General features: G+C 37.3%; 19 protein-coding genes, 5 tRNA genes and 3 pseudogenes. 6 read left to right on the top strand and 21 right to left on the bottom strand.

All coding sequences use genetic code 11. The features are described from left to right. Positions 1-2: 2 nt before the first annotated feature. A complete protein-coding gene (locus HX13_RS15220; protein WP_050021786.1) occupies positions 3-704 on the bottom strand; it encodes a PspA/IM30 family protein in 702 nt (233 codons plus the stop codon). Positions 705-723: 19 nt separating this feature from the next. Next, positions 724-1,119, bottom strand: coding sequence for a YbjN domain-containing protein (locus tag HX13_RS15215; protein WP_050021785.1), 396 nt, complete (start codon positions 1,117-1,119; stop codon positions 724-726). A gap of 102 nt (positions 1,120-1,221) precedes the next feature. Here HX13_RS15215 and HX13_RS15210 point away from each other — a divergent pair, with 102 nt between their 5' ends. Next, positions 1,222-1,878 (top strand): helix-turn-helix domain-containing protein, encoded by a 657-nt coding sequence (locus HX13_RS15210; RefSeq protein WP_410493140.1) that lies wholly within the window; start codon positions 1,222-1,224, stop codon positions 1,876-1,878. A gap of 151 nt (positions 1,879-2,029) precedes the next feature. Here the strand turns inward: HX13_RS15210 and HX13_RS15205 are convergent. From HX13_RS15205 to HX13_RS15185, 5 genes are all read right to left on the bottom strand, one after another. After that, positions 2,030-2,113: transfer RNA gene (locus tag HX13_RS15205), tRNA-Leu, on the bottom strand. 63 nt (positions 2,114-2,176) lie between these two features. Further along, positions 2,177-2,258, bottom strand: a tRNA-Leu gene (locus HX13_RS15200). A 117-nt stretch (positions 2,259-2,375) separates the two neighbouring features. Further along, positions 2,376-2,459, bottom strand: a tRNA-Leu gene (locus HX13_RS15195). 6 nt (positions 2,460-2,465) lie between these two features. After that, positions 2,466-2,541, bottom strand: a tRNA-Gly gene (locus HX13_RS15190). Positions 2,542-2,545: 4 nt separating this feature from the next. Then, positions 2,546-2,627, bottom strand: a tRNA-Leu gene (locus HX13_RS15185). Between the two features lie 178 nt (positions 2,628-2,805). On the opposite strand from HX13_RS15185, the gene HX13_RS15180 reads away from it, so the two are divergent. From HX13_RS15180 to HX13_RS15170, 3 genes are read left to right on the top strand one after another with little or no spacing between them, the layout of a single operon-like run. Further along, positions 2,806-3,183 (top strand): DUF3127 domain-containing protein, encoded by a 378-nt coding sequence (locus tag HX13_RS15180; protein ID WP_050021899.1) that lies wholly within the window; start codon positions 2,806-2,808, stop codon positions 3,181-3,183. 58 nt (positions 3,184-3,241) lie between these two features. Beyond that, positions 3,242-3,895, top strand: a complete 654-nt coding sequence (gene aat / locus HX13_RS15175; protein ID WP_050021783.1) for a leucyl/phenylalanyl-tRNA--protein transferase — start codon at positions 3,242-3,244, stop codon at positions 3,893-3,895. Beyond that, complete coding sequence (locus HX13_RS15170) at positions 3,882-4,769, top strand: DMT family transporter (RefSeq protein WP_050021782.1); 888 nt, start codon at positions 3,882-3,884, stop codon at positions 4,767-4,769. The genes aat and HX13_RS15170 overlap by 14 nt, the downstream gene beginning before the upstream one ends. A gap of 40 nt (positions 4,770-4,809) precedes the next feature. On the opposite strand, the pseudogene HX13_RS15165 reads toward HX13_RS15170, so the two are convergent. The 6 genes and pseudogenes from HX13_RS15165 to HX13_RS15140 form a co-directional block, all read right to left on the bottom strand. Beyond that, positions 4,810-6,187 (bottom strand): annotated as a pseudogene (locus HX13_RS15165) (tetratricopeptide repeat protein). A gap of 298 nt (positions 6,188-6,485) precedes the next feature. Continuing rightward, a complete protein-coding gene (gene glmM / locus HX13_RS15160) occupies positions 6,486-7,868 on the bottom strand; it encodes a phosphoglucosamine mutase (protein WP_050021781.1) in 1,383 nt (460 codons plus the stop codon). 65 nt (positions 7,869-7,933) lie between these two features. Beyond that, complete coding sequence (locus HX13_RS15155; protein ID WP_050021780.1) at positions 7,934-8,953, bottom strand: DUF4421 family protein; 1,020 nt, start codon at positions 8,951-8,953, stop codon at positions 7,934-7,936. A gap of 218 nt (positions 8,954-9,171) precedes the next feature. Continuing rightward, positions 9,172-11,205, bottom strand: coding sequence for a ferrous iron transport protein B (feoB, locus tag HX13_RS15150; RefSeq protein WP_050021779.1), 2,034 nt, complete (start codon positions 11,203-11,205; stop codon positions 9,172-9,174). After that, positions 11,205-11,459: a ferrous iron transport protein A gene (locus HX13_RS15145; protein WP_050021778.1), complete on the bottom strand. Its 255-nt coding sequence runs from the start codon at positions 11,457-11,459 to the stop codon at positions 11,205-11,207. Before HX13_RS15145 ends, feoB begins: the two co-directional genes overlap by 1 nt. 137 nt (positions 11,460-11,596) lie before the next feature. Further along, positions 11,597-12,520 (bottom strand): GLPGLI family protein, encoded by a 924-nt coding sequence (locus tag HX13_RS15140; RefSeq protein WP_050021898.1) that lies wholly within the window; start codon positions 12,518-12,520, stop codon positions 11,597-11,599. 251 nt (positions 12,521-12,771) lie between these two features. Here HX13_RS15140 and HX13_RS15135 point away from each other — a divergent pair, with 251 nt between their 5' ends. Beyond that, positions 12,772-13,200, top strand: coding sequence for a DinB family protein (locus tag HX13_RS15135; RefSeq protein ID WP_238555385.1), 429 nt, complete (start codon positions 12,772-12,774; stop codon positions 13,198-13,200). Positions 13,201-13,251: 51 nt separating this feature from the next. Here HX13_RS15135 and HX13_RS15130 read toward each other — a convergent pair. Continuing rightward, positions 13,252-15,964: pseudogene (locus HX13_RS15130) on the bottom strand (hypothetical protein). Positions 15,965-16,416: 452 nt separating this feature from the next. Here HX13_RS15130 and HX13_RS15125 point away from each other — a divergent pair. Next, positions 16,417-17,298 (top strand): cupin-like domain-containing protein, encoded by an 882-nt coding sequence (locus HX13_RS15125; protein WP_050021777.1) that lies wholly within the window; start codon positions 16,417-16,419, stop codon positions 17,296-17,298. Positions 17,299-17,339: 41 nt separating this feature from the next. Here HX13_RS15125 and HX13_RS15120 read toward each other — a convergent pair whose 3' ends face one another. From HX13_RS15120 to HX13_RS15090, 7 genes and pseudogenes are all read right to left on the bottom strand, one after another. Then, positions 17,340-18,122 carry a T9SS-dependent choice-of-anchor J family protein gene (locus HX13_RS15120; RefSeq protein ID WP_128572439.1) on the bottom strand — a complete coding sequence of 261 codons (783 nt, stop codon included), beginning with the start codon at positions 18,120-18,122 and terminating at the stop codon, positions 17,340-17,342. A gap of 128 nt (positions 18,123-18,250) precedes the next feature. Beyond that, positions 18,251-19,976 (bottom strand): annotated as a pseudogene (locus tag HX13_RS15115) (hypothetical protein). Between the two features lie 187 nt (positions 19,977-20,163). Beyond that, positions 20,164-20,895 (bottom strand): metallophosphoesterase family protein, encoded by a 732-nt coding sequence (locus HX13_RS15110; RefSeq protein ID WP_050021897.1) that lies wholly within the window; start codon positions 20,893-20,895, stop codon positions 20,164-20,166. 1 nt (position 20,896) lies between these two features. After that, positions 20,897-21,439: an RNA 2'-phosphotransferase gene (locus HX13_RS15105; protein WP_050021775.1), complete on the bottom strand. Its 543-nt coding sequence runs from the start codon at positions 21,437-21,439 to the stop codon at positions 20,897-20,899. A 9-nt stretch (positions 21,440-21,448) separates the two neighbouring features. Then, positions 21,449-22,393: an ADP-ribosylglycohydrolase family protein gene (locus tag HX13_RS15100; protein ID WP_316931324.1), complete on the bottom strand. Its 945-nt coding sequence runs from the start codon at positions 22,391-22,393 to the stop codon at positions 21,449-21,451. Continuing rightward, positions 22,390-23,076: an SIR2 family NAD-dependent protein deacylase gene (locus HX13_RS15095; RefSeq protein ID WP_050021774.1), complete on the bottom strand. Its 687-nt coding sequence runs from the start codon at positions 23,074-23,076 to the stop codon at positions 22,390-22,392. Before HX13_RS15095 ends, HX13_RS15100 begins: the two co-directional genes overlap by 4 nt. A gap of 4 nt (positions 23,077-23,080) precedes the next feature. Next, a complete protein-coding gene (locus HX13_RS15090) occupies positions 23,081-23,587 on the bottom strand; it encodes an O-acetyl-ADP-ribose deacetylase (RefSeq protein WP_050021773.1) in 507 nt (168 codons plus the stop codon). Positions 23,588-23,637 lie beyond the last annotated feature (50 nt).

Genomic DNA, 23,637 nt, shown 5'->3' with positions numbered 1-23,637 from the left:
AATTAGCCTTTTTTAAGTGTTTCTTTTAATCTGTTCAAAGCTTTTTCAGCTTCTGTATCATTGTTTTTTACGATAGCATCTATTTCTTCATCAATGGTTTTTCCGGATGCCGAAATATCGGAATAGGCTTCCGCCAATGCTTCCTGCTGCACTACCCTTTCCTTCAGTTTTTCCAGCATACTTACTGTACTTCCGGTGTCCATCTGGGTCATTTTCTGATTGATATCTTTGGTTGCTTCACTCACCTGCACTCTTGCTTTCAGTGTTTTCAACTCATTTTCCCATTTGGCAATGCTTGATTTCAGGTGATTGATATTTCCCTGCATTTTTTCACATTCTGCAAAGAGTTTTTCATGTTCTTTTTGCAGATGTTGTGCATTTTCCTGTGCTATGGTCTGCTTTTTCAAAGCTTCTTTAGCCAGCCGGTCCGCTTCAGTAGTTTCCACTTCTCCCTTTTCTGCTTTCTGTACAATAACTACAGCTTTATTGTAATAATCATTGGCGGTCTGGTTTTCTGCTTCTGCCTCATTCTTTTTACGGATATCCAGCGCCTTAAGCCGGGCCAGCGCCTCTACGCTTTTTGCCAATTCTTCTTTCATTTCACGGATTCCCTGTTCTGTCAAATTAATAGGGTCCTCAAAGCTGTCGATCACAGAATGAATCTCTGCTTTTCCTATTGTTAATAGTCTTTTAAAAATGTTCATTGTCAATATCTTTTGTAAATTACTTACTCATTTCAAGCATCTCATTGGTAAATTCTCCTACCAGAATCCCTAATGAATTGATAGAAGCCATTACTTCATTCTGTGCCATATTATCGGTTGGCAGGGTATCTCTGAAAATCACGCGTTTCCCTGTACTGTCCAGGACAAATGCCCCATGAACGATATCCCTGTTTTTCTGCAGCAGCCTTAAAAATGTTTTTTCGGAGGGATTTTTTATTTCAAAAAGAAACTGTTCCATAATCAGAATGGAATCTGATATAATGAGAATCATGTTTTTTATTCCGTTGGATTCTTTTTCAATGATTAAGATTCTCTGAGCTTCATCTTCCAACGTGATGTTAAACTCATAATCTAACAACCACTCTTTGACTGTTCTGAATATTTGATTTTTCATGATGGCTGGTTTAGTTATTCTATAATTCTTTCACACAAATATAAAATAAAATTTTCAAATTGCAAATCTTTTTAGCATTTGTTTATTTAAGATTCTCTATATTTGCAAAAAGGATTAGACAAGATGAGCTTTTTTGGGACTAATATTAAGAAAATAAGACAGGTTAAAGGATTGAGTCAGAAGGCTTTTGCTGATTTATTCGATTTAAACAGGGGAGTCATAAGCTCTTATGAAGAAGGAAGAGCCGAGCCCAAAATCGAAACTATATTGAAGGTAGCCAGTCATTTCAACCTTGATCTTGACAAATTACTGACAGAAACACTGCAGGTAAACCAATTAGCAAGTGTTTCCGATATTGATCAACTCATGTTATTCCCGGAAATAGCAATACAAAACACAAAGAAAACAAAGATTGTAAAAGAAGAAGATTCTCCGAACGCCACCATTTTGCAAAAAATATTAGCAAGTGTAGATATGGTATATGAATTCACTCCGGAAAAGCAACTGCTTCCACACTATCAATATGGTGATATTTTATTTTTGAATAAGACTGATCCTGCAAAGGAACCGATTCATAACCTTCTGATCTATGTAGACGGAAATCTAAAACATATAACTGAAAATCAAACAACTAACACTAAAAATTGTGAAACTTATAAAATTGCAGGCTATGTTTCCATGGCAGAAAAGAATATTTTCACAACAATTTTTGAAAGATTAGAAAACCTTGAAAGAAAGACAAAAATGAACAAGTCTTAAAAGTTGGAGCTGAGCATAATTGCGACCTAGAAGATGTGATAGATTTAGTACATCCAATTATAAAGCGCAAAATTTCCCCACTTTATACTGATCCTGTCTCCTCCCGAAGCTAAATAAAAATCCCTCCATAAACAAATTACGGAGGGACTTGTACCCCAGGCGGGACTTGAACCCGCACACCAAAAGAGGTACAGGATTTTAAGTCCTGCGTGTCTACCAGTTCCACCACCAGGGCATGGCTGTGGGCGAAAAAAAAAAGATTCAAACCTAAGTTTAAACCTTTGAGTATTTCGCATAGTGCGGATGAAGGGACTCGAACCCCCACGCCTCACGGCACCAGATCCTAAGTCTGGCGTGGCTACCAATTACACCACATCCGCTGGTTATAATCTGCTTTCACAGATTCAGATTAATTTCTTACAAAGATAAGAAATTCTATTTAAAGAACAGTCTCTATAAAACAAAAAACCCTCCGTACGACAATACAGAGGGCTTTGTACCCCAGGCGGGACTTGAACCCGCACGCCAAAAGAGGCACAGGATTTTAAGTCCTGCGTGTCTACCAGTTCCACCACCAGGGCATGGTGTGGAGCGAAAAACGGGATTCGAACCCGCGACCCCAACCTTGGCAAGGTTGTGCTCTACCAGCTGAGCTATTTTCGCATAGTGCGGATGAAGGGACTCGAACCCCCACGCCTCACGGCACCAGATCCTAAGTCTGGCGTGGCTACCAATTACACCACATCCGCTGGTTTTTTATTTTGTAAGTTTTAAAGAGCTTGCTTCGTTTTTGTGAGTGCAAATATAGGACAAATTCCGTTACCTCCAAACTTTTCAAGGAAAAAAATTAAAATTTCCAGTTTTTTTTTTCACGGCATCGTTTATTACAATTCATTTTCTTACTTTTACATCGTTAATATTTATGATATGGAATTACAAGGAACGGTAAAGAAACTTTTTGATGCTCAAACATTTGCGAGCGGGTTTCAAAAAAGAGAAATGGTTATTTTGACCCAGGAACAGTATCCACAGCCGATAAACATAGAATTCTTATCTGATAAAATCAGTTTATTAGATAACCTGAAAGAAGGAGAAAACGTAAAGGTAGGAATCAACATCAGAGGAAGAGAATGGGTTTCCCCACAAGGAGAAACTAAATATTTCAACTCTATTACAGGATGGAGAGTAGAAAAAGTTTTTGACAATGCATCAGAACCTACTCAGGCTGCCCCTCAGCAATCTGCATCTCCAGTGTCTAATGAGAATCCGTTTGCCGGAGATGACGATGATGATTTGCCTTTTTAATTAAAGAATAAAGATCAAATATAAATCCTGCTTGCTAAGTGGGATTTTTTTTCTAAAAATGGTCCGATTAGATAAAAACGAGATTTCTTTTCCCGATCCTGAGCTGTATGACGGTCATGAAGGGCTAATTGCTTTTGGGGGCGACCTTTCTGTGGAACGTATTTGGTTTGCTTATCAATTGGGGATATTCCCATGGTATAATCCCGGGGAAGAAATTCTATGGTGGAGCCCTGATCCAAGATTTGTCTTATATCCGGATGAAATAAAAATTTCAAAATCGATGAGAAAAATTCTCAACAGGAATGTTTTCTCTTTTTCTCAGAACAAAAATTTCAGGGAAGTGATCAAAAACTGCCAGCAATCTGAACGTAAGGGGCAAAACGGCACATGGCTTTCTGACGAACTCATGAACTCTTTTATTCAGCTGCATGAGTATGGACTGGCAAAAAGTATTGAAGTATGGCAGGACGGAGAACTTGTGGGAGGTTTTTATGGTTTACAGATTGGAAATCTTTTCTGTGGGGAAAGCATGTTTGCTAAAGTAAGCAATGCTTCCAAAGCAGGATTTATCCATTTTGTGGAAAGCAATAAAAACAACCTGGAACTCATTGACTGCCAGTCGCATACTGATCACCTGGAAAGTTTAGGCGCCAGAATGATTCCTAAGCAGGAATTTTTAAAAATCTTACACGAAAATAATGAACGCAGATAAAGAAAAATGGGTTCTTCTGATCATCCTGAGTATTATCTGGGGATCATCTTTTATTTTGATTAAAAAATCGCTGGAACATTTCAATCCTTTTCAGGTAGGAGGACTAAGGGTTCTTATTGCAGGAATTATTTTAATGCCCATTGCAATTTCCAACTACAAACTTTTCCCTAAAAAGCACTTAAAGTGGCTTATTCTAGCTGCTTTTACGGGAAACTTTATTCCCATGTTTTTATTTCCTATTGCAGAAACGGAGGTTAGCAGCAGTATTGCGGGGATAATCAATTCTATGATGCCTATTTTTGTGATTATTGTAGGAGCGTTGGTCTGGAAATTTGAAACAACCAGAAAGCAAATTATAGGAACATTAATAAGCTTTACAGGAGTCTGTATCCTTGCCTTTGGAGGAGGAACCAACGCAACTTTTAAGTTGATTCCGATACTCCTGCTGTTATTGGCCACCTTATGTTATGCATTGAGTACGACAACGGTAAAATCTAAACTGATGGAAGTTTCTTCCACGATTTTATCTGCTTTTGTGTTTTCATTTGTATTGCTTTTTCCTTCTATTATTGCCTTGACCTGTACCGGATTTTTTTCTGAGTTCACCTTTTCCAAAGACAATATGCTGGGGTTAATGTTTGTCAGCCTGCTTTCCATTTTCGGAACCGGTCTGGCGATGATGATGAATTACCGTCTGCTGAAAGTCTCTACTCCGCTTTTTGCTTCCACTGTTACTCTGGTTATGCCTATTGTAGCGATTATCTGGGGAATTATAGATGGTGAAAAGTTAACTTATATGCAGTTTGCTGGTGCCGGAGTGATCATAGCCGGGCTGATCTTTTTAAGAACAAATTCTTCTGCTGCAAAAAAATAAATCCTGCATTGCTGCAGGATTCTTTATTGAGATATAAAAGTTAGTTTTTCTTTACTCTGGCTTTTACCTTTTTCACTTCATCCTTGATGAAAGGATATTTTTTCTGCATATCTTTCGCCAGGGACGAATCCAGATCCAGGGCTTTCTGAAGAGATTCGAGGCCTTTATCCTGCTCTTTCAGATTGAAAAAACAGTTACTCAGCTGGTAAAACAGTTCTGCCCTGTAATGCTTTTTTACGGCTTTATTGAGAACAGTAACCGCTTCTTCGTATTCCCCTAAAAGCATTAATACTTCTGAATAGGCGTACCAGTTATAAAACCTTGACGGTTCTGCATCCACAAGTTTTTTTAAGACAGGAAAGGCTTTCTTCAAATTTTCCTGAATCAATGAACAGAAACGCCAGTCTCTTTTGATAGTCTAGGTTATTTTCGTTCAGCTGGGTAGCTTCTTTTGCAAAATGCAGCGCTTCCGTCATTCCTCCCATTTCTTCGTACAGGTAGGATTGTTCCATCATGGCAAGATAAAACTGTGGGTCTTCTCTTAATGATTTCTGGAATGCATTGAGTGCTAAAATAGGTTGTTTTAAAGCTTTATTACACAACCCGATTTTATAAAAAGTAAATGCCTTGGTGTATTCCAATTCAAGCATTTCCTCATACGTTTCAATTGCTTTCTGATATTGCCCTAAAGCTTCGTAACAAGCTGCTTTATTGGCATACACCCCCACAGAGTTTGAGTTTATAGCCAGTAAATAGTCATATCCCTTTATTGCTTCTTCAAAGTTTTTTCTGTTGAAGTAGAACTGTCCGTATTCGAACCAGGCTACTTCGGAATAAGAAAATTCATCTAAATATTCATTCAAAAAGGCAATAGCCTCCTCGCTCTTGTTAAGGTCACTAAAGCAGACCATACAGTTTTCCAATGCGTATTCATCTGTAGGATCTTCTTTCAGTGCTTTTCTATAGTGTCTGAGAGCGTTAAAAGGATCTCCGAGATTCACATATTCATCTGCAATAAAGTTGTGGAGGAAGTTTTCTTCTTCTCCTAACTGAAGTGCTTTTTTACAAATTTCAATGGATTTTCTAGGGTTTCCTAAGTTCGAATAATACTTGGCGTAGCAAACCATAAAGTCTGTATTTTCCATGGAGGATCCTTTCAGCTCATCGATAAGCTCTTTTGCCGTATTATATTCTTCCCACTCCAAAAGAATTTCAAGTTTTTTAGTCTTGATATCTAAAGAATTAGGGTGAAGCTTCAGTCCATAATTAACCGCCATATCAGCGTAATTAAAATCACCAAGCTCCAAATAATAAACAATAATGTCTTCTAATTCTTCCGTATCGAAGTAGAATTCATCATTATTTTCCATCATTTCCTCGAACTTCTTTACAAGTTCATTTCCAAAATACTCTTCCAATAGTGTCCTCTTTAGTCGGCCAGATGCCTGAATTTGCTTGCAGACCTCGGCAAACTTTTAAATTAATTAATACATCTGAACTGATATTCAAACATTTGTGCAAAGTTGCAACTTTTTTTTTTGAATTTTCCTGTTCATAATTTCTATTATAAAAAATAGTAAAAAAAAGAAAACAGATAAAAGGATTGTGGATAAAAAAACTGAAATTGTGATTAAATTTTTGTATCTGGTTTCTTACTGTACGATCTCCTGAACATATATTACAAAAAAGAACGGAACAATGTCCGTTCTTTATTATTTAAATAAGGCTTTTAATTTTAGCAATGATAGCGTCTCCCAATTGATCTGCTTCTTCCTGTGATTTTGCTTCTGTGTAAATTCTGATAATGGGCTCTGTATTGGATTTTCTAAGGTGTACCCAATTATTTTCAAAATCTATTTTCAATCCGTCCACTGTAGAAATCTCCTCATTCTGGTATTCCTTTTCCATCTTACTTAAAATAGCATCTACATCAATTTCAGGCGTCAGCTCAATTTTCTTTTTTCCCATGAAATAGCTTGGATACCCTGCCCTCAGCCCGGAAACGGTTTTGTTTTCTTTTGCCAGGTGCGTTAGAAACAATGCGATTCCTACTAAAGAGTCTCTTCCGTAATGCAGGTCAGGATAAATAATTCCGCCGTTACCTTCTCCTCCAATCACGGCATTTTTCTCCTTCATTAATGTAACTACATTGACCTCTCCTACAGCGCTGGCGAAGTATTCAGAATTGTGGGCACGGGCAATATCCCTTAAAGCACGGCTTGAGGAAAGGTTGGAAATGGCTGCTCCATTTTTATGTTTCAGCAGGTAATCTGCAACAGCAACCAGGGTATATTCTTCTCCGAACATCTCCCCATTCTCGTCAATCAGGGCAAGCCTGTCTACATCCGGATCCACAACAATTCCCAGGTCTGCATTTTCTTTTTTCACCAACTCGCAAATGTCTCCCAAATGTTCTTTTAAAGGTTCCGGGTTGTGTGGAAAATGCCCTGTTGGTTCACAATAAAGCTTTATGGTTTCACACCCTAATTGGTCCAATAGCATAGGAATAGCAATCCCTCCTGTGGAGTTTACCGCATCCAGTACTACTTTGAATTTTTTTGCTTTGATAGCTTCTGCATCTACCATTGGAAGCGCCAGAATCTGCTGGATATGGATATCAAAAGCATCACTTCTTGTTTCATATTTCCCCAGATCATCCACCTCTGCATAGTTGAAATCTTCGCTTTCTGCCAGAGCCAGAACTTCAGCCCCGTTTTCACCGCTGATAAACTCTCCTTTATCATTTAATAATTTAAGGGCGTTCCACTGTTTTGGATTATGGGATGCCGTAAGGATAATTCCTCCGTCAGCATTCAGTTCGGGCACCATTATTTCTACCGTAGGTGTAGTAGAAAGTCCCAGGTCAATCACATTGATTCCCAGCCCCTGTAATGTTGCAGTTACTAAGGAAGAAACCATTTGTCCTGATATTCTTGCATCTCTTCCGATGACAAGGGTAAGGTCTTTTTTATTTTTATTATTCTGAAGCCAGGTCCCGAATGCCGAAGCAAATTTTACCACATCAAGAGGGGTCAGATTATCATTTACTTTTCCTCCTATAGTCCCTCTGATCCCTGAAATAGATTTTATTAACGACATTATGTTTTATTTTTAAAGTTTTTTTTCTAAATTTTCTACGCAAATATAATTAAAAGACCTTTCATTTATAAAACAGGAATCTTTTTTTGAATTTTATCGTATGTCTTTTCCACCACTTTTGGAGGAGCAAACCGATACCCGATATAGAGCAGGCCGTAAACAGTATTGTTTTCTACGGTCTGATTTTGCTTCTGATCGTAAGCATAGGCACTAAAATTCAGCTTTCCTCCAAATAAAAAGCGATCTGTATTATAGCCCGCATGAAGTCCGCCCTCCATTCTCACGGTGAAATACTGTGCATTTTCTTTTGATCCTCCTTCTGCATAATCTCTGAAGCTGGAAAATTTCCCTCCCAATCCGAACGCCAGGTAAGGGGCAATATTTACTTTTTTGCCTATTACCCAATTATAGAAGTAGCCTATATTGGCTCCGATCTTATATTGGAGTTCCTTACTTTTCTGTCCATCCATGGTGTTGGAAAAAACAGTAAGATCATAATCCAGAAACGGTACCCAGCTGCCTCCACTGTATTTTTGCCATTCTCCCTGAGTATAAATACTTCTTGCTGAGAAATTTTTGTTAAGAACATAAGAGGTAGATCCTCCGAAGCTTTGCACCCTTAAATCCGGAAACTGGATATGGGGATCTTTCCCTTCCTGCCATCCGGGAACAAAATCCTGCATATTTTCAAGATAAAATCCTTTTACGTTTTTGTAATAGAGGGTCTGAATAAATCTTTTTGGAAAAAGCCTGAAACTGAAGTCCGTATAAGAACTGTTTCCCTTCAGTGCATTATCTTTATTATCAGGGAAAAAACGGGGCGCAAATGAAAGTGTTGCACTGATGATCCTGTAATCAACAGACAATGATATTTTTATTTTGTTATTAATGGAAAATATCTGCTGATTTTCATCTTTATTTTCTCCTTCAGAAAAAATAAAGCTTTCAAGATTGGTATCAAGGTTGGCGCGAATCATAACCTGATCCGCATAGGATTTAATATTGGCAGTATCGGTATCAGTTTGTGCTTTGCTCAGGATAGCAAATAAAAACAACAAAACGAATCCTGCTTTTTGAAGGTTCAAATTGGATAATTTAAATTAAAAAAATGAATTTACTACATTTTTTTCAATTACCTCATGAAATTTACGTTAAGAACAGCCACAATCTTTATCACAGTTGGTTCTTTTTGAACTGAACTTCTTGGGGGCAAAATTCTTTCTGAGTACCTTAAAAAGTGAGTAGCAGGCAAATGCAACCACCAGAAATATAATTATGTATTGAAAAATTAGTGAAGAGTCCATTATTTTAAAATCTGATATACTATCATTGATACAAAGTAGGCCAAACCGGTCATCATTATCACCTGAAAGCCAGTCCATTTCCAGCTTTTGGTTTCTCTGTAGACCACTGCAAGTGTAGAGACACACTGCATTGCAAATGCATAAAATAAAAGAACTGAAATTCCCGTCGCAAAGCTGAATACTTTCTCGCCGTCCGGTTTTACGTCCCGTCTCATTTTATCAATTACTTTTACCTCGGGAGCATCATCTTCCAAACTGTATAAGGTAGACATCGTTCCTACGAAAACCTCTCTTGCTACAAAGCTGGTAAGGATCCCTACTCCCATTTTCCAGTCGTACCCCAATGGCTCAATCAACGGTTCTATTCCTTTCCCCATCTTTGCCAGATAAGAATGATCCAGCTCTACATTGGTTGCTACCAGCTGGTCAGGTTGTTGTTTAGGTCCAAAATAGCTTAAAAACCAGATGATGATACTCACAATGAATATAATTTTCCCGGCTCCGGTAATAAAATCCCACACTTTTCCTAAAACCATCCTAAGATCATATCCGAAAAGCGGTTTTTTATAAGCAGGAAGATCCATTACCAGATAGGTTTTACCTTTATCTTTAATAAATCTTTTAAGAATGGCAGCAGAAAATAAAGCCACTAAAAATCCCAGCAGATACATTCCCATCAAAACCAGTGCTTTATATTTTATGCCTAAAAATGTTCCTTCTGAAATAATCAGGCCGATAATGATACTGTATACCGGGAGTCTCGCGGAACAGGTCATGAATGGGGTTACCAGGATTGTCAGCAACCTTTCTTTAACGTTCTCAATATTCCTGGTAGAAATTACCGCGGGAATAGCACAAGCTGTTCCTGAAACAAGCGGAACAATACTTTTACCATTCAACCCGAATGGCCGCAACAGTCTGTCCATCAGGAAAACCACTCTTGCCATGTACCCTGAATCCTCCAGCAGATAAAGGAAGTATAATAAAATCCCGATCTGAGGTGCAAAAACTACAATCCCCCCGATTCCCGGAACAATTCCGTTGGAAATAAGAGAGTTAACAGGTCCTTCCGGAAGATGCTCACTGGTAAATGCAGACAACCATGAAAAAAAACTTTCAATCCAGCTCATCGGATATTCAGCCAGGAAAAATACGCTTTGGAAAATGAGAAGTAAAATGGCCATAAAAACCACATATCCCCAAAACCTGTGAACCAAAACCTTATCCAGCTTTTCCGTCAGCAGCTCTTTAAACTGAGGTTTTTTTGAAATTACATCTTCTAAAATTTTATCAACGTTCTGATATCTCCTGACAGTTTCCTGTACCTGTAGTCTTTTAGGAACCAAACTCTTGGGTCCATTTTCTTCCATCAGTTCCCCGACAGATTCTATTCTTCCCAAATCTGTTCCCAATGACAGGCTCATCCAGGCTTTGTATTCATTATCAAATCCTTTATGAGAAGCTAATTTCTGAATAAAGGCTTTATGTTCATTGGGAGTTTCAAATGAAACTTTTCCTGTATTGACAAACTCATTGTTATAAACAGCCTCCCTGATTTCATCAATTCCGATCTGCTCTTTAGCATTCGTTTGAATAATTTTAATGCCTAAAGCTGCAGAAAATTTTTGGATATCAATGGTTACTCCTCTTCTTTCTGCCTGATCAATCTGATTGACAATCAAAATCATAGGAACACCCAGATCCTGAATCTGCTGAAACAGGAGAAGGCCTCTTTTTAGGCTCAGGGCTTCCAGAATATACACAACTCCTGCATAGTTTTTCTGCTCATCAATAAGGTATTTTGAAAAAATAGCCTCATCTTCAGAACTCGGATAAACACTGTAAGATCCGGGAAGATCAATAACTTCCACTTCCTCATTCTTATAGACATAGTTTCCCGAATGGCTTGCCACGGTAACGCCGGCGTAGTTCCCGGTTTTCTGCTTTTTATTACAAAGGGTATTGAAAACCGTCGACTTTCCCACATTGGGATTCCCGACTAAAAGGATCTGTTTTTTCTTATTTTCCTGCATTAATTCAATTCTTCAACAATGATGTATTCTCCTTCTTCCTCGCGAAGAGCAATCCGGCTTTTCTCTGCTCCAAATTCTACATACATTGGTCCATTGAACGGAGCCTGGTATAAAATCCTGAAAACCGTTTCCGGAAGGAGGCCCATTTCAATGATTTTATTGGGCATTTTCAGATGGTCATTATCATATCCCAATATCTTCCCTATTTTATTTTTAGGGAACCCACTTAATTTATGTAAACCGTTCTCTTTCAAAGCCTGATTTTTAGTCCTGCAAATATACGTTATTTAAATTTAATCTAAATAACGTTTTGGTATAAAAGAAATCACCCCAAATACATTGCTGTATCTGGGGTGATTTGAAATATAATTTAGTTGATATGAAGTCTTGTTTAGTTTTCTTTTCCGACTTTTTCTACTTTCCCCACTTTCAGTTTTTCATAAGGAGGCTCGATGGGATTATCATTAGCATTGAAGAAATCTTTATACATCTTTTCCTGCTTCTTCATCATGTCTCCAATTGTTCCATCCATTCCAGGAATTGTTTTAGACATGATTTCCTGAGTCATCAGAGGTCTTGCTGTAGCAAATGGATCTTTTTTGAAATCATTGAACGTTTTTTCAAACTTTTCTCTTGGCATTTCTGTTACTTTTAAACCAACATTGGAAAGCTTTTCCATATATGTCAGTTCTTCCCAGTTTGGAATTTTTTTATTTCCCTGAAGAACCCAGGAATAATTTTTGCCTTCGTCTTCAATCTTCACGATCAAGCCTGGAAGTCCTGAAAATTTATACGGTCCATCCTGAAAAGGAAGTTCTGAGCTAAACCAAGCCGTCCATTTCTTTCCGGCAAATTCCGTTGTTGCTTTCTGGGCATTGTAGGCTCCAATTTTTGCTTTTTCGTCAGAAATTTTCCAGTCTAACTTCAATGTTTCATTATATCCGATATTCATAGGAGAAAATCCGTTCGCAATTCTTTCGATGTATTGGATTTTCATATCCGGATAGGTCTTCACAATTTTTTCAGAAAACTTTGGCATTTTAAACGATTTGGATAAATCCTTTAAAACTCCTGCCTTTTTCATTGCCTCAAATTGAACTTTCAGAATAGAATCCTGTCCAATAGCTGTAAAATCCCTATAAATAGATCTGTCTTTCACTATATCAAGAGACATCATTACTTTTTCCAGCTTTGCAGAATCCTTCTTCGGCTTAAAAGTTAGTTCATAAAAGAAACGATTGGCTGTTTCTTTAGACTCCTGAGCTCCAACAAAAGCAAAAAGAGCAAAAAGAAATACCGAGAATAACTTTTTCATTGTAGCAAGTTTAATATAATTAGTAATCATAAGTTTTATTTTGTTACAGTTTTTTTGAAATTATTTTTTTAAGATTGGTCTTTTGTATTTCATTGGCAGACGCTGACAAAAAATTGTGATTCCCTTACAACATTTTCTTTCTAAAAACGCGTACCTTTAAGTTTCCAAAAAACAAAATATTATGGACACTTTATCTCAATTAAAATCCGAACTGGAAGGAGAATTTCAAACCACAAAAAAAATTTATTGAATTGTTTCCGGAAGGAAAAAATGATTATGCTCCCCATGAAAAAAGCATGAAAATGATGCCACTGGCTACACACCTGGTAGAAGTCTTTGAATGGCCCAATACCATCCTGAATACTTCTGAACTGGATTTTGCGAAAGGAGAGTATCAGCCGACCCGGCTTTCCACCAAAGAAGATCTTTTAAATAAATTAGAAGAAAGTTATCAGGCAGGAAAAAAGGCTCTGGAAAATGCTCATGAAGAACAGCTTAATCCCAGCTGGACTATTAAAAATGACGGGCATGAATTAGCCAGTTGGAGCAAATACGGAGCCATCCGCCATGCCTTGAATCAAATTACACACCATAGAGCACAATTGGGTGTTTATTACAGGTTAAATGATATTCCGCTTCCGGGAAGCTATGGCCCGTCTGCTGATCAGCAAAGTTTTTAAATACAAAATATTCCAACAAAAAAACCAATCCGGATAGATTGGTTTTTATTTTTATTTAAAGTTGAATTTTACCGTCAACATTACCTGGCTTGGGCGAAGCTTCATGGCTGTCTGAGTAATGGTAGCGTTATCAATATCGATTCTTTCAAATACTTTTTTGTTGGCAATATTCATCCATTTCAGTTCAAAATCCACTTTCTTTTTGGACCACGAAAACTGATAGGAAAGATCAAAGAATCCGTTGTTATATTTTGTGTCTCCCGATTTTGAATTGATTTGATCCCAATAAAATCCTATCGTATGGTTTTCCAGTGGATAGAAGTAAACGTTCAAATTATGGGTATATTCTTCTGCTTTCCCCAGATTCCCTGTCAGGAAAATATTTGATTGCTTATTCCATGTTTTGGAGGCATTAAAGTCTATACTCATCCATGAGAAGTAGGTGTTATTAAATTTGATCCCGAATGTATTTCCGTCACTTTTAGTATCAACAAAATCAGTATTTCGTATGGCCTGGGTTTTTGAAATTGTTTTATTGTAGGTTAATGAGGCATTGGTTTTAAATTTTGGGAAGTATTTTCCTATCTCTGCATAATAGCTATTACTGGTTTTTTTATTTTCTCTTTCCAGGTATTCCGTTACCCTGAATCCGTATTGGTTAACAGATGTGGATGCAATCAGGTTGTTTTTGGTATCTCCCAATCTTGCTCCTACATTGAAGAAAAGATTATTAAGCGGGTTTCTATATTCTAATCTTCCTCCTAAACTGTTGGTAGTAGATTGAGGTATCGGGTTTGAAGGATTCATCACATTAAAGCTTCCCGGATTTGTCATGATATATCCTCCATAGGCAGTCTGTATATCTCCGAAATTATTGCTGATATTTCCGTTTACACTTGCTTTAAAAAAAGAGGCAAATGAATACTGAACAAAAATATTAGGGGTAAAGGTTGTTTTGTTCAGTGTTTTGGACACATTTCTCAATGCATCGTCTGCCTTAATGTTATTAAAATTTACCGGGAAATTGGCAAATAAGCTCCAGGCTTCCGATTTATAATTCACCCCTACAGAGGCTGAAGGAATGATTTCAGTAAATTTCAAACTGTTTTCATAGGCAGAGCTATTAAAATCCGGATTTCCGGATATGGTGACCCCATCAAAATTGGTATCCAATTTATTGGTGGAGTAATCCAATCCTACCTGAGGAGTGAATGTCCAGCCTTTTTTTTGTAAAGCTTACATTCGCAGAATGTGAAGTATCTAATGTCCTGATTCTAAAGCGTTGTAATGCTGTGCTTCCGGGAACAAAATCTATTGTTTTCAATGGACCGTCCGTGGAGTCCCTGAAAGGAATCTGCATATAATTGGCCGGAGAAATCTGAAGATCCTGCCTGTCATCCTGATAGTTGATATAAGACTTCAGGTTAATCATCTTCTCTTTCCATGGGATAATGGTACTTAAGGAGTTCTGGAAAGAAGATGTGGGAGATTGCAATGCTTCCATTCCGGTTCTTTCCGAAAGCTGATCCTTTCTGTAAGCATTGGTCCTGTCACCATTCCAATATTGAGAAAATGTTGTGGTATTTTTAAAGAAACCTTTTTTAGCATTTTTAGTAAAAATAAGCTCTCCTTTCAGCTTATCGGTATAAAAGTTATTGATGAATTTATTGGCATATTGAGCATTTTGCTGGAAGTCATTTGTTATACTTTCAGACTCTCTTTCTACAGCATTATTGGTATAATTGGCGTTAGCCTTAAGCTCCCATTCTTTCTTTTTGTCAATATTGGTAAGATAATTGGCCGAAAGATAATGCACACTATTCATCAAATATCTTTTTACGGGAAGAGCGGGTACACTTGCGTTTTCCACATTCAGCCAGTTATTCTGCGAGACATTGCTCCTTTTTCCTTCCCAGCTGCTTCCGAATGCCAGAATATTCCCTTCGCTCTCTACCTGCTCGCCCATATTATTGGTTTTATAATTGACTACCCATTGGCTTTTCTGCCCGAAAAACATAGGGGTAAGCTTTACGTTCCAAAGCCATGGTTCACCAAAACCTGTTCCTACCTCTCCTCTGCCGGTCATCGTCACAGAATTCTTAAGTTTGATATTAATGGCTGCCTGATCCGATGGAACTTTGTCCTGAAGAATTTTTACCGGCTGATGGTTTTCCAGTACTTCCACTTTTTGTACCGCATCTTTGGGAAGCGAATTGTTGATGGTACCATAACCTCCCTCCATGAGGTCTTTCCCATTGACATAGAATTTATTGATTGCATTTCCCTGGTAGAGAATTGTACCATCTTTATTGACTTCAATTCCGGGAATTTTTTTCATCACATCCGCCAATGTCCTGTCATTTTTACTGTTGAAGGCTTTAAGGTCATAAGAAATGGTATCTCCTCTCGCAGTGATCATTTTAGTTTTCAGCTGTACCTCCTTTATTTCGGTAGCCTCAGACTGCATTTTGAAATTAAGAACCTGGTCACTATTACTGATCTGCTTTATAAGGGGTTTCTGGTTGAACGCTTTTACTTTAAGATCAACATTGGCCTCTGCAGAAGTAAAGGTTACTTTATATTCTCCTTTGGCATTGGTGATTCCGTAGGCGAGGATAGCATCTTTACCAGGCTCTTCAATAATAACACTTGCACTTGGTATAGCCACCCCATCATCGTCTGTAACCTTACCAGATACTGTTTTTTGTGCAAAAGCTGATGTTATAAAAAAAAGCATCAGGAATAAAGAGGTAATCTTTCTCATGTTTGTTATTTGCCTAATTAGTTATTAATTGTACTTTTTCGTTACATTTTTCTTAAGATCAGTTTAAATTTGAAAAGTTAAACCCATATCACTACAAAAATAGTTATATTTTCCATATTTCTATTTTCCCATTCCCAATGGTAACAGAACCGGGCAGTTTGTTACTTATAATGTAAGGGAAAGAAGATAGTAAATAAAAAGTAATTCACGGTCTATCTGAAATTTTTTCCATCTTTTATGATTTAAATAAAATAAGGTTCATCCCACTTCCACATTTTAAGGTTATAGTATATCTATATTTTCTTTAATGCAAAAACATGCAGCTTGTATGAACAGGGGTATTTTATTTAATCTGAATAGTAAACAATGATTTGAATCATAGATAAAAAAAAAATTTAAACACGTGTTCATATATTTTTAATTTAATAATTTTGTAACATAAAATATATCAAATGGGAATAATTTTAAAGCCTATAGATGTTGTAGATGACATTTCAAAAGAAGATTTCTACGAAAAATATCTAAAGCCAAGAAGGCCCGTTGTCATCAGGAATATGGCAAAAAAATGGCCTGCTTACCAAAAATGGACGATGGAATATATGAAGGAGGTTGTAGGAGATGTGGAGGTCCCGCTATATGATAGCTCAAAGGCTGATCCTTCTGCTCCCATCAACGCTTCTGCTGCGAAAATGAAATTCGGGGATTATATAGACCTTATCCAACGGGAGCCTACGGATCTCAGAATTTTCCTTTTCGATCCTATAAAGTATGCCCCGAAACTTTTGGAAGACTATATTTCTCCTAAAGAATTAATGGGAGGTTTCCTGGATAAATATCCCAATATGTTTTTTGGGGGTAAAGGCTCTGTAACATTCCTTCATTTTGATATTGATATGGCTCACATTTTCCATACTCACTTCAACGGAAGAAAACATATCCTTCTTTTTGACTATAAATGGAAGGAAAGGTTATATCAGATTCCTTATGCAACATATGCACTGGAAGATTATGACATCGAAAATCCTGATTTTACCAAATTCCCTGCTTTGGATGGTGTAGAAGGAATAGAATGTTTCCTTGAACATGGTGATACGCTATTTATGCCTACCGGATGGTGGCATTGGATGAAATACCTGGACGGTTCTTTTTCCATCTCACTAAGGGCATGGGACAAATCATGGGCCGTAAAGGCACATTCGTTATGGAACCTGACGGTACAGCGTAAGTTTGACGACATAATGAAGTCTAATTTCAAAAAGAAATATATGGACTGGAAGGAGAAAGTCGCCATTAAAAGAGCAGAACTAGCCTTAAAAAGAGGTTTACCAAGATAAAATAAAAGACGTTTCGGTTGAAACGTCTTTTTTATTGGGGATTATTCTTTTATTATTTTATAAATTTTTTCTTTCCCTTCTTCCTTGATTTTAAGTAGATAATTACCTGTAGACAGATCGCTTACATTGATTGTGGCATTAGCTGAGTTCATCTTTTCTTTTTTCTGTAATTTTCCGGTGAGATCAAACAGGCTTATTTCTGAGATTTTGCCTTCACTTTTGATCGTTAAAATATCTTTCACCGGATTAGGATAAACGGAGGCTTTATGTTTAGTTACGTCAGCAACACTTAGATTATTTCCGGATACCTCAAAATCATCTATTCCGACGAACCAGATATCGTTCGTGGATGAATAGAATGCGATATGAATTGTTTGTCCAGCATAAGGAGTTAAATCATATGTATATTGGGTCCACGTTTCGGGTGGTGTTACCAAAGCCGCCAGTGTATCGGTAAGCGCTGCTGCTGTCGGAGTCGTTGTTGATATTCTGACATCAAATTTTTCAGCGAGTCCGGAGCCTCTGTTTCGGGCCCAGAAAGTTAATTTATCTGATACTCCTGCCGTTATGGTTATTGCAGGGCTTACAGCATAATCATCATGTGCAGTGCTTCCATATTTCAAACCTAAAAAATGAGACCCGGAATGCGGGCTATTAAAGTTGCTATCATAAGTGCTCCATGTTTTCCAGGTTCCGGGATCACCACCATTAATAATCGTCCAATCTGATGGCATTGTTGCTGAATCAAAACTTTGGGTATATTGCGCTACGATACCTGAAGGCAGAAGGCAGAATCCCATCAATAATTGATAAATCTTTTTCATATCACGTATTTTAATACCAATTTAGTTAATTTTATTACAAAAAATTAAAAACAAAATAATATTAATTACAAAACACAAAAAGATTATTAATCAACTATTTTTCGATTATATTTTATTTAACAAATTAATTATAAAACTCTATATATAGGATACTGTCTGAACGTTTTTTCTTCAAAATAAGGCGAATTTTTGTAGATCCAGTCCAATTGAGCAGTCCCATCTTCCAACAATTTTTTTATCTGAAGCTTTTGCAGCTTCAAATGCCGCTTTCAGTTTTTTATCCTTCTTCAGCAATTCAGCGGCGGTATCTTCAAAAATATAAGCAGAATAATATTCCTTCTGAGCCAGGATTCCATCAAAAAAATTCCAGTTGAAAAATGAGTCTAACGCTTCCGGCTCAAGTGTTTCTATGATATATTTTACCCCAGGCTGATCTGTAGGAACTAAATAATCTCCGGCAGCAAACCCGAGGTTCCTACTGGTGGTATCTACCGTCGTTTCATAATGCAGATAGTGGCCTTCATACGGGTTTTTAACGGTTTTAAAATCTTTAATCCTATATGATTCTACAGCAATTGTACTATCCTTCTGTAAGGGTTTCATTTGAATTCCGTTTCTTTTAAATTCATCCAAAACCCGGTATTGTGCCTGTGGGATTACATAGTATTTAGGAATTGTGATATATCCAGTAGGAACGGCTGTAGTAAACAGTTTTATATTTTTTGTAAACGGCTTATTTCTATCATAATATAATCTTGGCTTCCCGGAAATCTCACTGGGTTTATATTTTCCTTCATATCCTTTGAAATCCATCGTAGAAAATTTCGTAGAGTCAATTTTCCAACGGATTCCATATTGTTTCCCTGCCTGATATTGCTTTAAATTATCAAGGCGCAGTTGTTTTATTTTGCTGTAATCTTTATCCAGATTTTCAAGATTTACCAACATGTATTTGTAGGTAGCATCTACTCTTTTGTCATAAGGCTTCAGCATGTGGGTTTCAGGTACCGTTCCTAAAGAATTGAATAACGAAGCATACCCTGTAGAATATCTAGGAGAGTCTTCAAAAGCAGCAAAGCCTACTTCCGGAACATCCCCGTGAATGTTTACATAAGGAGTGCTTTCATAGCCTAGTTTTTTCATATCATCAAGGTTTTTAGCCTGATATTCATTATAAAAATAATTGCCGAGAACATTTCCCAGACGTTCTTTAAATGTAGAAATATAGGTAAAGGTATATTGATAATCGGCTCCGTTACTGACATGGTTATCGATAAAAACATCCGGTTTCAGCCATTGATAAATCTCCTGGAAACTTCTTGCGTTTTTAGAGTCTGCTTTGATGAAATCCCTGTTCAGATCATAGTTTCTCGCATTTCCCCTGAAGCCATACTGTTCCGGCCCATTCTGATTGGCCCTGGAATAAGATCCCCTGTTCAGCATTCCGCTGATATTATAGGCTGAAATAGCAGCAATAATAAAGTTTTGGGGAGTCTTAATTTTTTTAGTGGCAAGGTCTCTCATCAGCATCATCGTGGCATCTATTCCGTCGGGTTCTCCGGGATGGATTCCGTTATTGACGAAAAGTATGGCTTTACTTTTTCTCAGTTTATCAATATTTTTTTCAGGAAAGGGATTGTAAATTACTACATAGATAGGTTTTCCATTATCATCTTCTCCTTTTTTCAGATACTGAATACTGTTAAAACTTTTTGCCAGATCATTGTAATAAGCATTCATTTCATCATAAGTAACGGTCTGATTGCCATTTCCTTTTTCAAAAGGAGTCTGAAATGATTTTTGGGCAAAGATTAAGGAACAGCTAAGCGTGAGTAACAGATATTTCAGTTTCATTATCGGAATATATTTTCGGGATTTAAAATTAGACAATATGATTGGGTCAAAAAAAACAAAATGCTAAAAATTCCAAATTCTGTTGTTTATTATTCTATAAAAACTTAAAATCTCATAGATTTTAAACCTATGAGGGTTAAAGATGAAAACATACCTCATCTTATCTTCCTGTCAAATAATGATTACCTCATCCGTTGCGTCCATTTTCATTAGGATATAAGGATGGCAGTACATCACTTTGCCAGAATTCTTTAGTATCAATATCCATAATGGATAAGGCTCCGGTAAAGGCTGCTCCGGTATCCAAATTCCAGATATTAGCTTTATTTACAGGCGTTTTACTCCCAATATGCAGGGTTGGAGTATGCCCGATAAATATTTCTTTATATAAAAGCAGTCTCTTGGGATAGAGTTCTGAATTTTTCTCAAGCTTTTTATCCATTGCAACTGCGGTTTCCCAAAGGGTTCTGTCCCAACGGTAATTGCTGGAATATACTTCTTTTTCCGGCCCATGCATAGAAGAATAGCCTGCATGAATGAACAGATAGTTTTGTTCATCGATATAGTAGTTTTTCATCCGTCGAAAGAACTCAAGATGGATGTTTCTGTCTTCTGGAGAATAGCCGGCATAGCTTTCAACAGTACTTTTTCCACCGTTAAAAAGCCATACATTCGGCTCATTTCCGGAATTGAGCCAATCTTCCGTCCAGGCATCATGATTGCCTTTAATAAATATACAATCTTGCTTTTCTGAAAGCTCAATTAAAAACCGAATCACCTGTGAAGACTCACTCCATCCATCTACATAATCTCCAAGAAAGATAAGCTGGTCATTTTCTCTAACGTCTGCCCTTTCCAAAACTTGTTGCAAGGCCTTAAGGCCTCCATGAATGTCTCCTATGACTAATGTTCTGCCCATATTACTTTGAAATATATTTTGCATCTACAAAGTCTGTCAGCCAGACTCCGTTTGCCGAAAGATAGAAAGATAACCCGTCCTCATACATCTTTCCGCTTCTGATTGTAAGAATTACAGGTTTTCCATGTCTCATTCCTACTCTTGTAGCGGTCTCTTTATCAGCACTTAAATGCACATGCTGACGAGTTCTTTTTTCGATTCCGTTGTTCAAAATGGAAGAAATATTGGTTTCCGCTGTTCCATGGTATAGGAAATCCGGTGGCTGTTGTGCTTCCAGAGCCAGGTCTATATCAATAGAATGTCCCTGACTTGCCCTGATCATGGTTTTATCTTCATTAAAAGCAAATCGTTTTTTATTATTGGTTTCCACTACCTCATCTAATTCATCTAATGTGAAACACATATTCTTTTTTGCTGATTTTTCTCTCAATTCTTCAACATTAGCCCAACCGTTCTCATCTAACTTTAAATCTATATTTTCCGGTTGATGCCTCAGAATCAGGCTTAAAAATTTACTTATTTTTTTCTTTTCTATTTCATTCATGGTTTGTATTTAATTCATTAATTTTTGTTGCAACTTACCACACAATTGCTCAATATCGCCCTTTCTCGCCAATTCATCAATCCACTCCTGAGGAATATTTTCAAAACCATAATAAATTCCGGCAAGACCTCCTGTGATGACTCCCGTAGTATCTGTGTCTTCCCCTAAATTAACAGCTTTCAAAACAGCTTCCGGAAAATCTCCTGAGTTTAAAAAACACCATAATGAGGCTTCTAAACTATGAAGAACGTATCCGCCACTCCTGATCTCGTCTTCTGAATACCTGGAAATATCATTTTTTAACACCCGATAAAACAGTTCAATCTCTTTCGGGTTAAATCCTTGAAAATCTGAATATTCCAACACCAATTGCTGCGTAAGCGTATAGGCATCTTTTTTGCTTTTTCCATTTATTAATTGAATCGCAAAAACCACATATATAAAGCATGCAAATACAGAACGAAAATGTCCATGGGTAATTGCTGAAACTTCTTGTACGGTCTTATAGACCTTCTGAATGTCTTCTTCTTTTCTGAGATAAAAAGCAAGGGGAAGGATTCTCATTAACGATCCGTTTCCATTGTCTTCTTCAAAAATATCTCCTGAGAGCCTGGCACTTTCTCCTTTTACCAACCTTGCAATGGCATGTCTTGTAGTACCTCCGATATCAAAAAGTTTTCCATGAGCGGTCCAGTGCCCGTATTTATACCATTTTACAAAGCTCTGTCCGATCTTTTCCAGGTCGTAACCTTTGGTAAGTTCTTCCGCAAGGCAAAGCGTAAGAGAACTGTCATCACTCCAGGTTCCTTTGGGTTGATTCCAGGACATGTATTCCAGCATTTTAGTTACCGGATTTCTTTTCAGATCTTCTCTTGTTTTGAATTCTACCGGAACACCGAGGGCATCTCCAATGCAAACACCCAAAATACCGGCTTTTACTTTATTTTCCATCATGCAAGATTTACCAGCTTATCAAATAACAGTTTCATTCCCTGGGTTGCCGTTTCTTTTATCACCACAGCCCGTTGTCCGTAGCCAAATCCTGTTTCATTGGGATTGATAACAATCAGAAGACAGTCATCTTTGATATCATGGATGAGTCCTGCTGCCGGATATACCTGGAGGGAAGTGCCAATAACCAATAAAATATCTGATTCTTTTACGATTTCCCTTGCTGTCTGATATAATGGAACATCTTCTCCGAACCAAACAATAAAAGGTCTTAATTGGGCTCCGTCTTCCGCCTTGTCTCCAATGTTAATATCACCTTTCTGTTCATAAATCAAACTTTTATCGTTGCACGAACAAGACTTGAATAATTCTCCATGAATGTGAAGAATATTGGTAGAACCTGCTCTTTCATGAAGGTCATCAATATTTTGGGTAATGATCTGTACATCAAAATACTTTTCCAGTTCTGCCAATAACTTATGAGCATCATTAGGCTGTACTTCATGAAGCTGGCGTCTTCTCTGGTTATAAAACTCCAAGACCAAAGCCCGATCCTTTCTCCATCCTTCCGGGCTTGCCACATCCGTTACATTATGATTTTCCCAAAGACCGTCTCCGTCTCTGAAAGTTTTTATTCCGCTTTCGGCACTGATTCCGGCACCGCTTAATATGGTTAGTTTTTTCATTGGTTTATTCTAATAGTTTTTTATAAATCATGTTATTTTCATCATCGAAACAGACAAAAACAACTTTCTCAATACTATCTGGTTCAAATTTTCTGACTTCATCTATGGCAATTTTCGCTGCCAGTTCTTTTGGAAACCTATAGACTCCTGTGCTGATATTAGGAAAAGCAATTGATTTTATCTTAAGGCTTTCTGCTAATTGTAAAGAATTTCTATAACAGTCTGCCAACAGTTTTGAACATTTTTCTTCGTCATTATCCCAAACGGGACCTACCGTATGAATCACATATTTTGCGGGCAGGTTTCCTGCCCTGGTTACTACCGCCTTTCCGGTGCCACATTTTCCCTGCCTGTTTCTTATAGCCTTGCATTCTTCTAAAATTTCCGGGCCTCCTGCACGGTGGATTGCACCATCTACACCGCCACCTCCAAGTAAGGAAGAATTAGCAGCGTTAACAACAGCATCAACTTTAATTTTTGTAATGTCTCCTTTTAATAATTCAGTTTTCATTGTTATCTACTTTTAATCTCATATCATTGATTCCATTACTTTAAATATAA

Origin of the sequence: Chryseobacterium sp. P1-3, assembly GCF_000738495.1 — a bacterium.
Taxonomy (GTDB): Bacteria; Bacteroidota; Bacteroidia; order Flavobacteriales; family Weeksellaceae; genus Chryseobacterium; species Chryseobacterium gallinarum.
Note: the sequence above shows the minus strand (reverse complement) of the source record. Positions and strands in the feature narration are given on the sequence as shown.

Coding starts and splice junctions, on each gene's coding strand:
- aat (WP_050021783.1), top strand. CDS start 3,242: ATGGTCCGATTAGATAAAAACGAGATTTCTTTTCCCGATCCTGAGCTG.
- HX13_RS15100 (WP_316931324.1), bottom strand. CDS start 22,393: ATGATGGAAAATAAAGTAAAAGCCGGTATTTTGGGTGTTTGCATTGGA.
- HX13_RS15140 (WP_050021898.1), bottom strand. CDS start 12,520: ATGAAAAAGTTATTCTCGGTATTTCTTTTTGCTCTTTTTGCTTTTGTT.
- HX13_RS15170 (WP_050021782.1), top strand. CDS start 3,882: ATGAACGCAGATAAAGAAAAATGGGTTCTTCTGATCATCCTGAGTATT.
- HX13_RS15220 (WP_050021786.1), bottom strand. CDS start 704: ATGAACATTTTTAAAAGACTATTAACAATAGGAAAAGCAGAGATTCAT.
- HX13_RS15105 (WP_050021775.1), bottom strand. CDS start 21,439: ATGAATGAAATAGAAAAGAAAAAAATAAGTAAATTTTTAAGCCTGATT.
- feoB (WP_050021779.1), bottom strand. CDS start 11,205: ATGCAGGAAAATAAGAAAAAACAGATCCTTTTAGTCGGGAATCCCAAT.
- HX13_RS15090 (WP_050021773.1), bottom strand. CDS start 23,587: ATGAAAACTGAATTATTAAAAGGAGACATTACAAAAATTAAAGTTGAT.
- HX13_RS15215 (WP_050021785.1), bottom strand. CDS start 1,119: ATGAAAAATCAAATATTCAGAACAGTCAAAGAGTGGTTGTTAGATTAT.
- HX13_RS15110 (WP_050021897.1), bottom strand. CDS start 20,895: ATGGGCAGAACATTAGTCATAGGAGACATTCATGGAGGCCTTAAGGCC.
- glmM (WP_050021781.1), bottom strand. CDS start 7,868: ATGTCGTTAATAAAATCTATTTCAGGGATCAGAGGGACTATAGGAGGA.
- HX13_RS15120 (WP_128572439.1), bottom strand. CDS start 18,122: ATGAAAAAGATTTATCAATTATTGATGGGATTCTGCCTTCTGCCTTCA.
- HX13_RS15125 (WP_050021777.1), top strand. CDS start 16,417: ATGGGAATAATTTTAAAGCCTATAGATGTTGTAGATGACATTTCAAAA.
- HX13_RS15180 (WP_050021899.1), top strand. CDS start 2,806: ATGGAATTACAAGGAACGGTAAAGAAACTTTTTGATGCTCAAACATTT.
- HX13_RS15095 (WP_050021774.1), bottom strand. CDS start 23,076: ATGAAAAAACTAACCATATTAAGCGGTGCCGGAATCAGTGCCGAAAGC.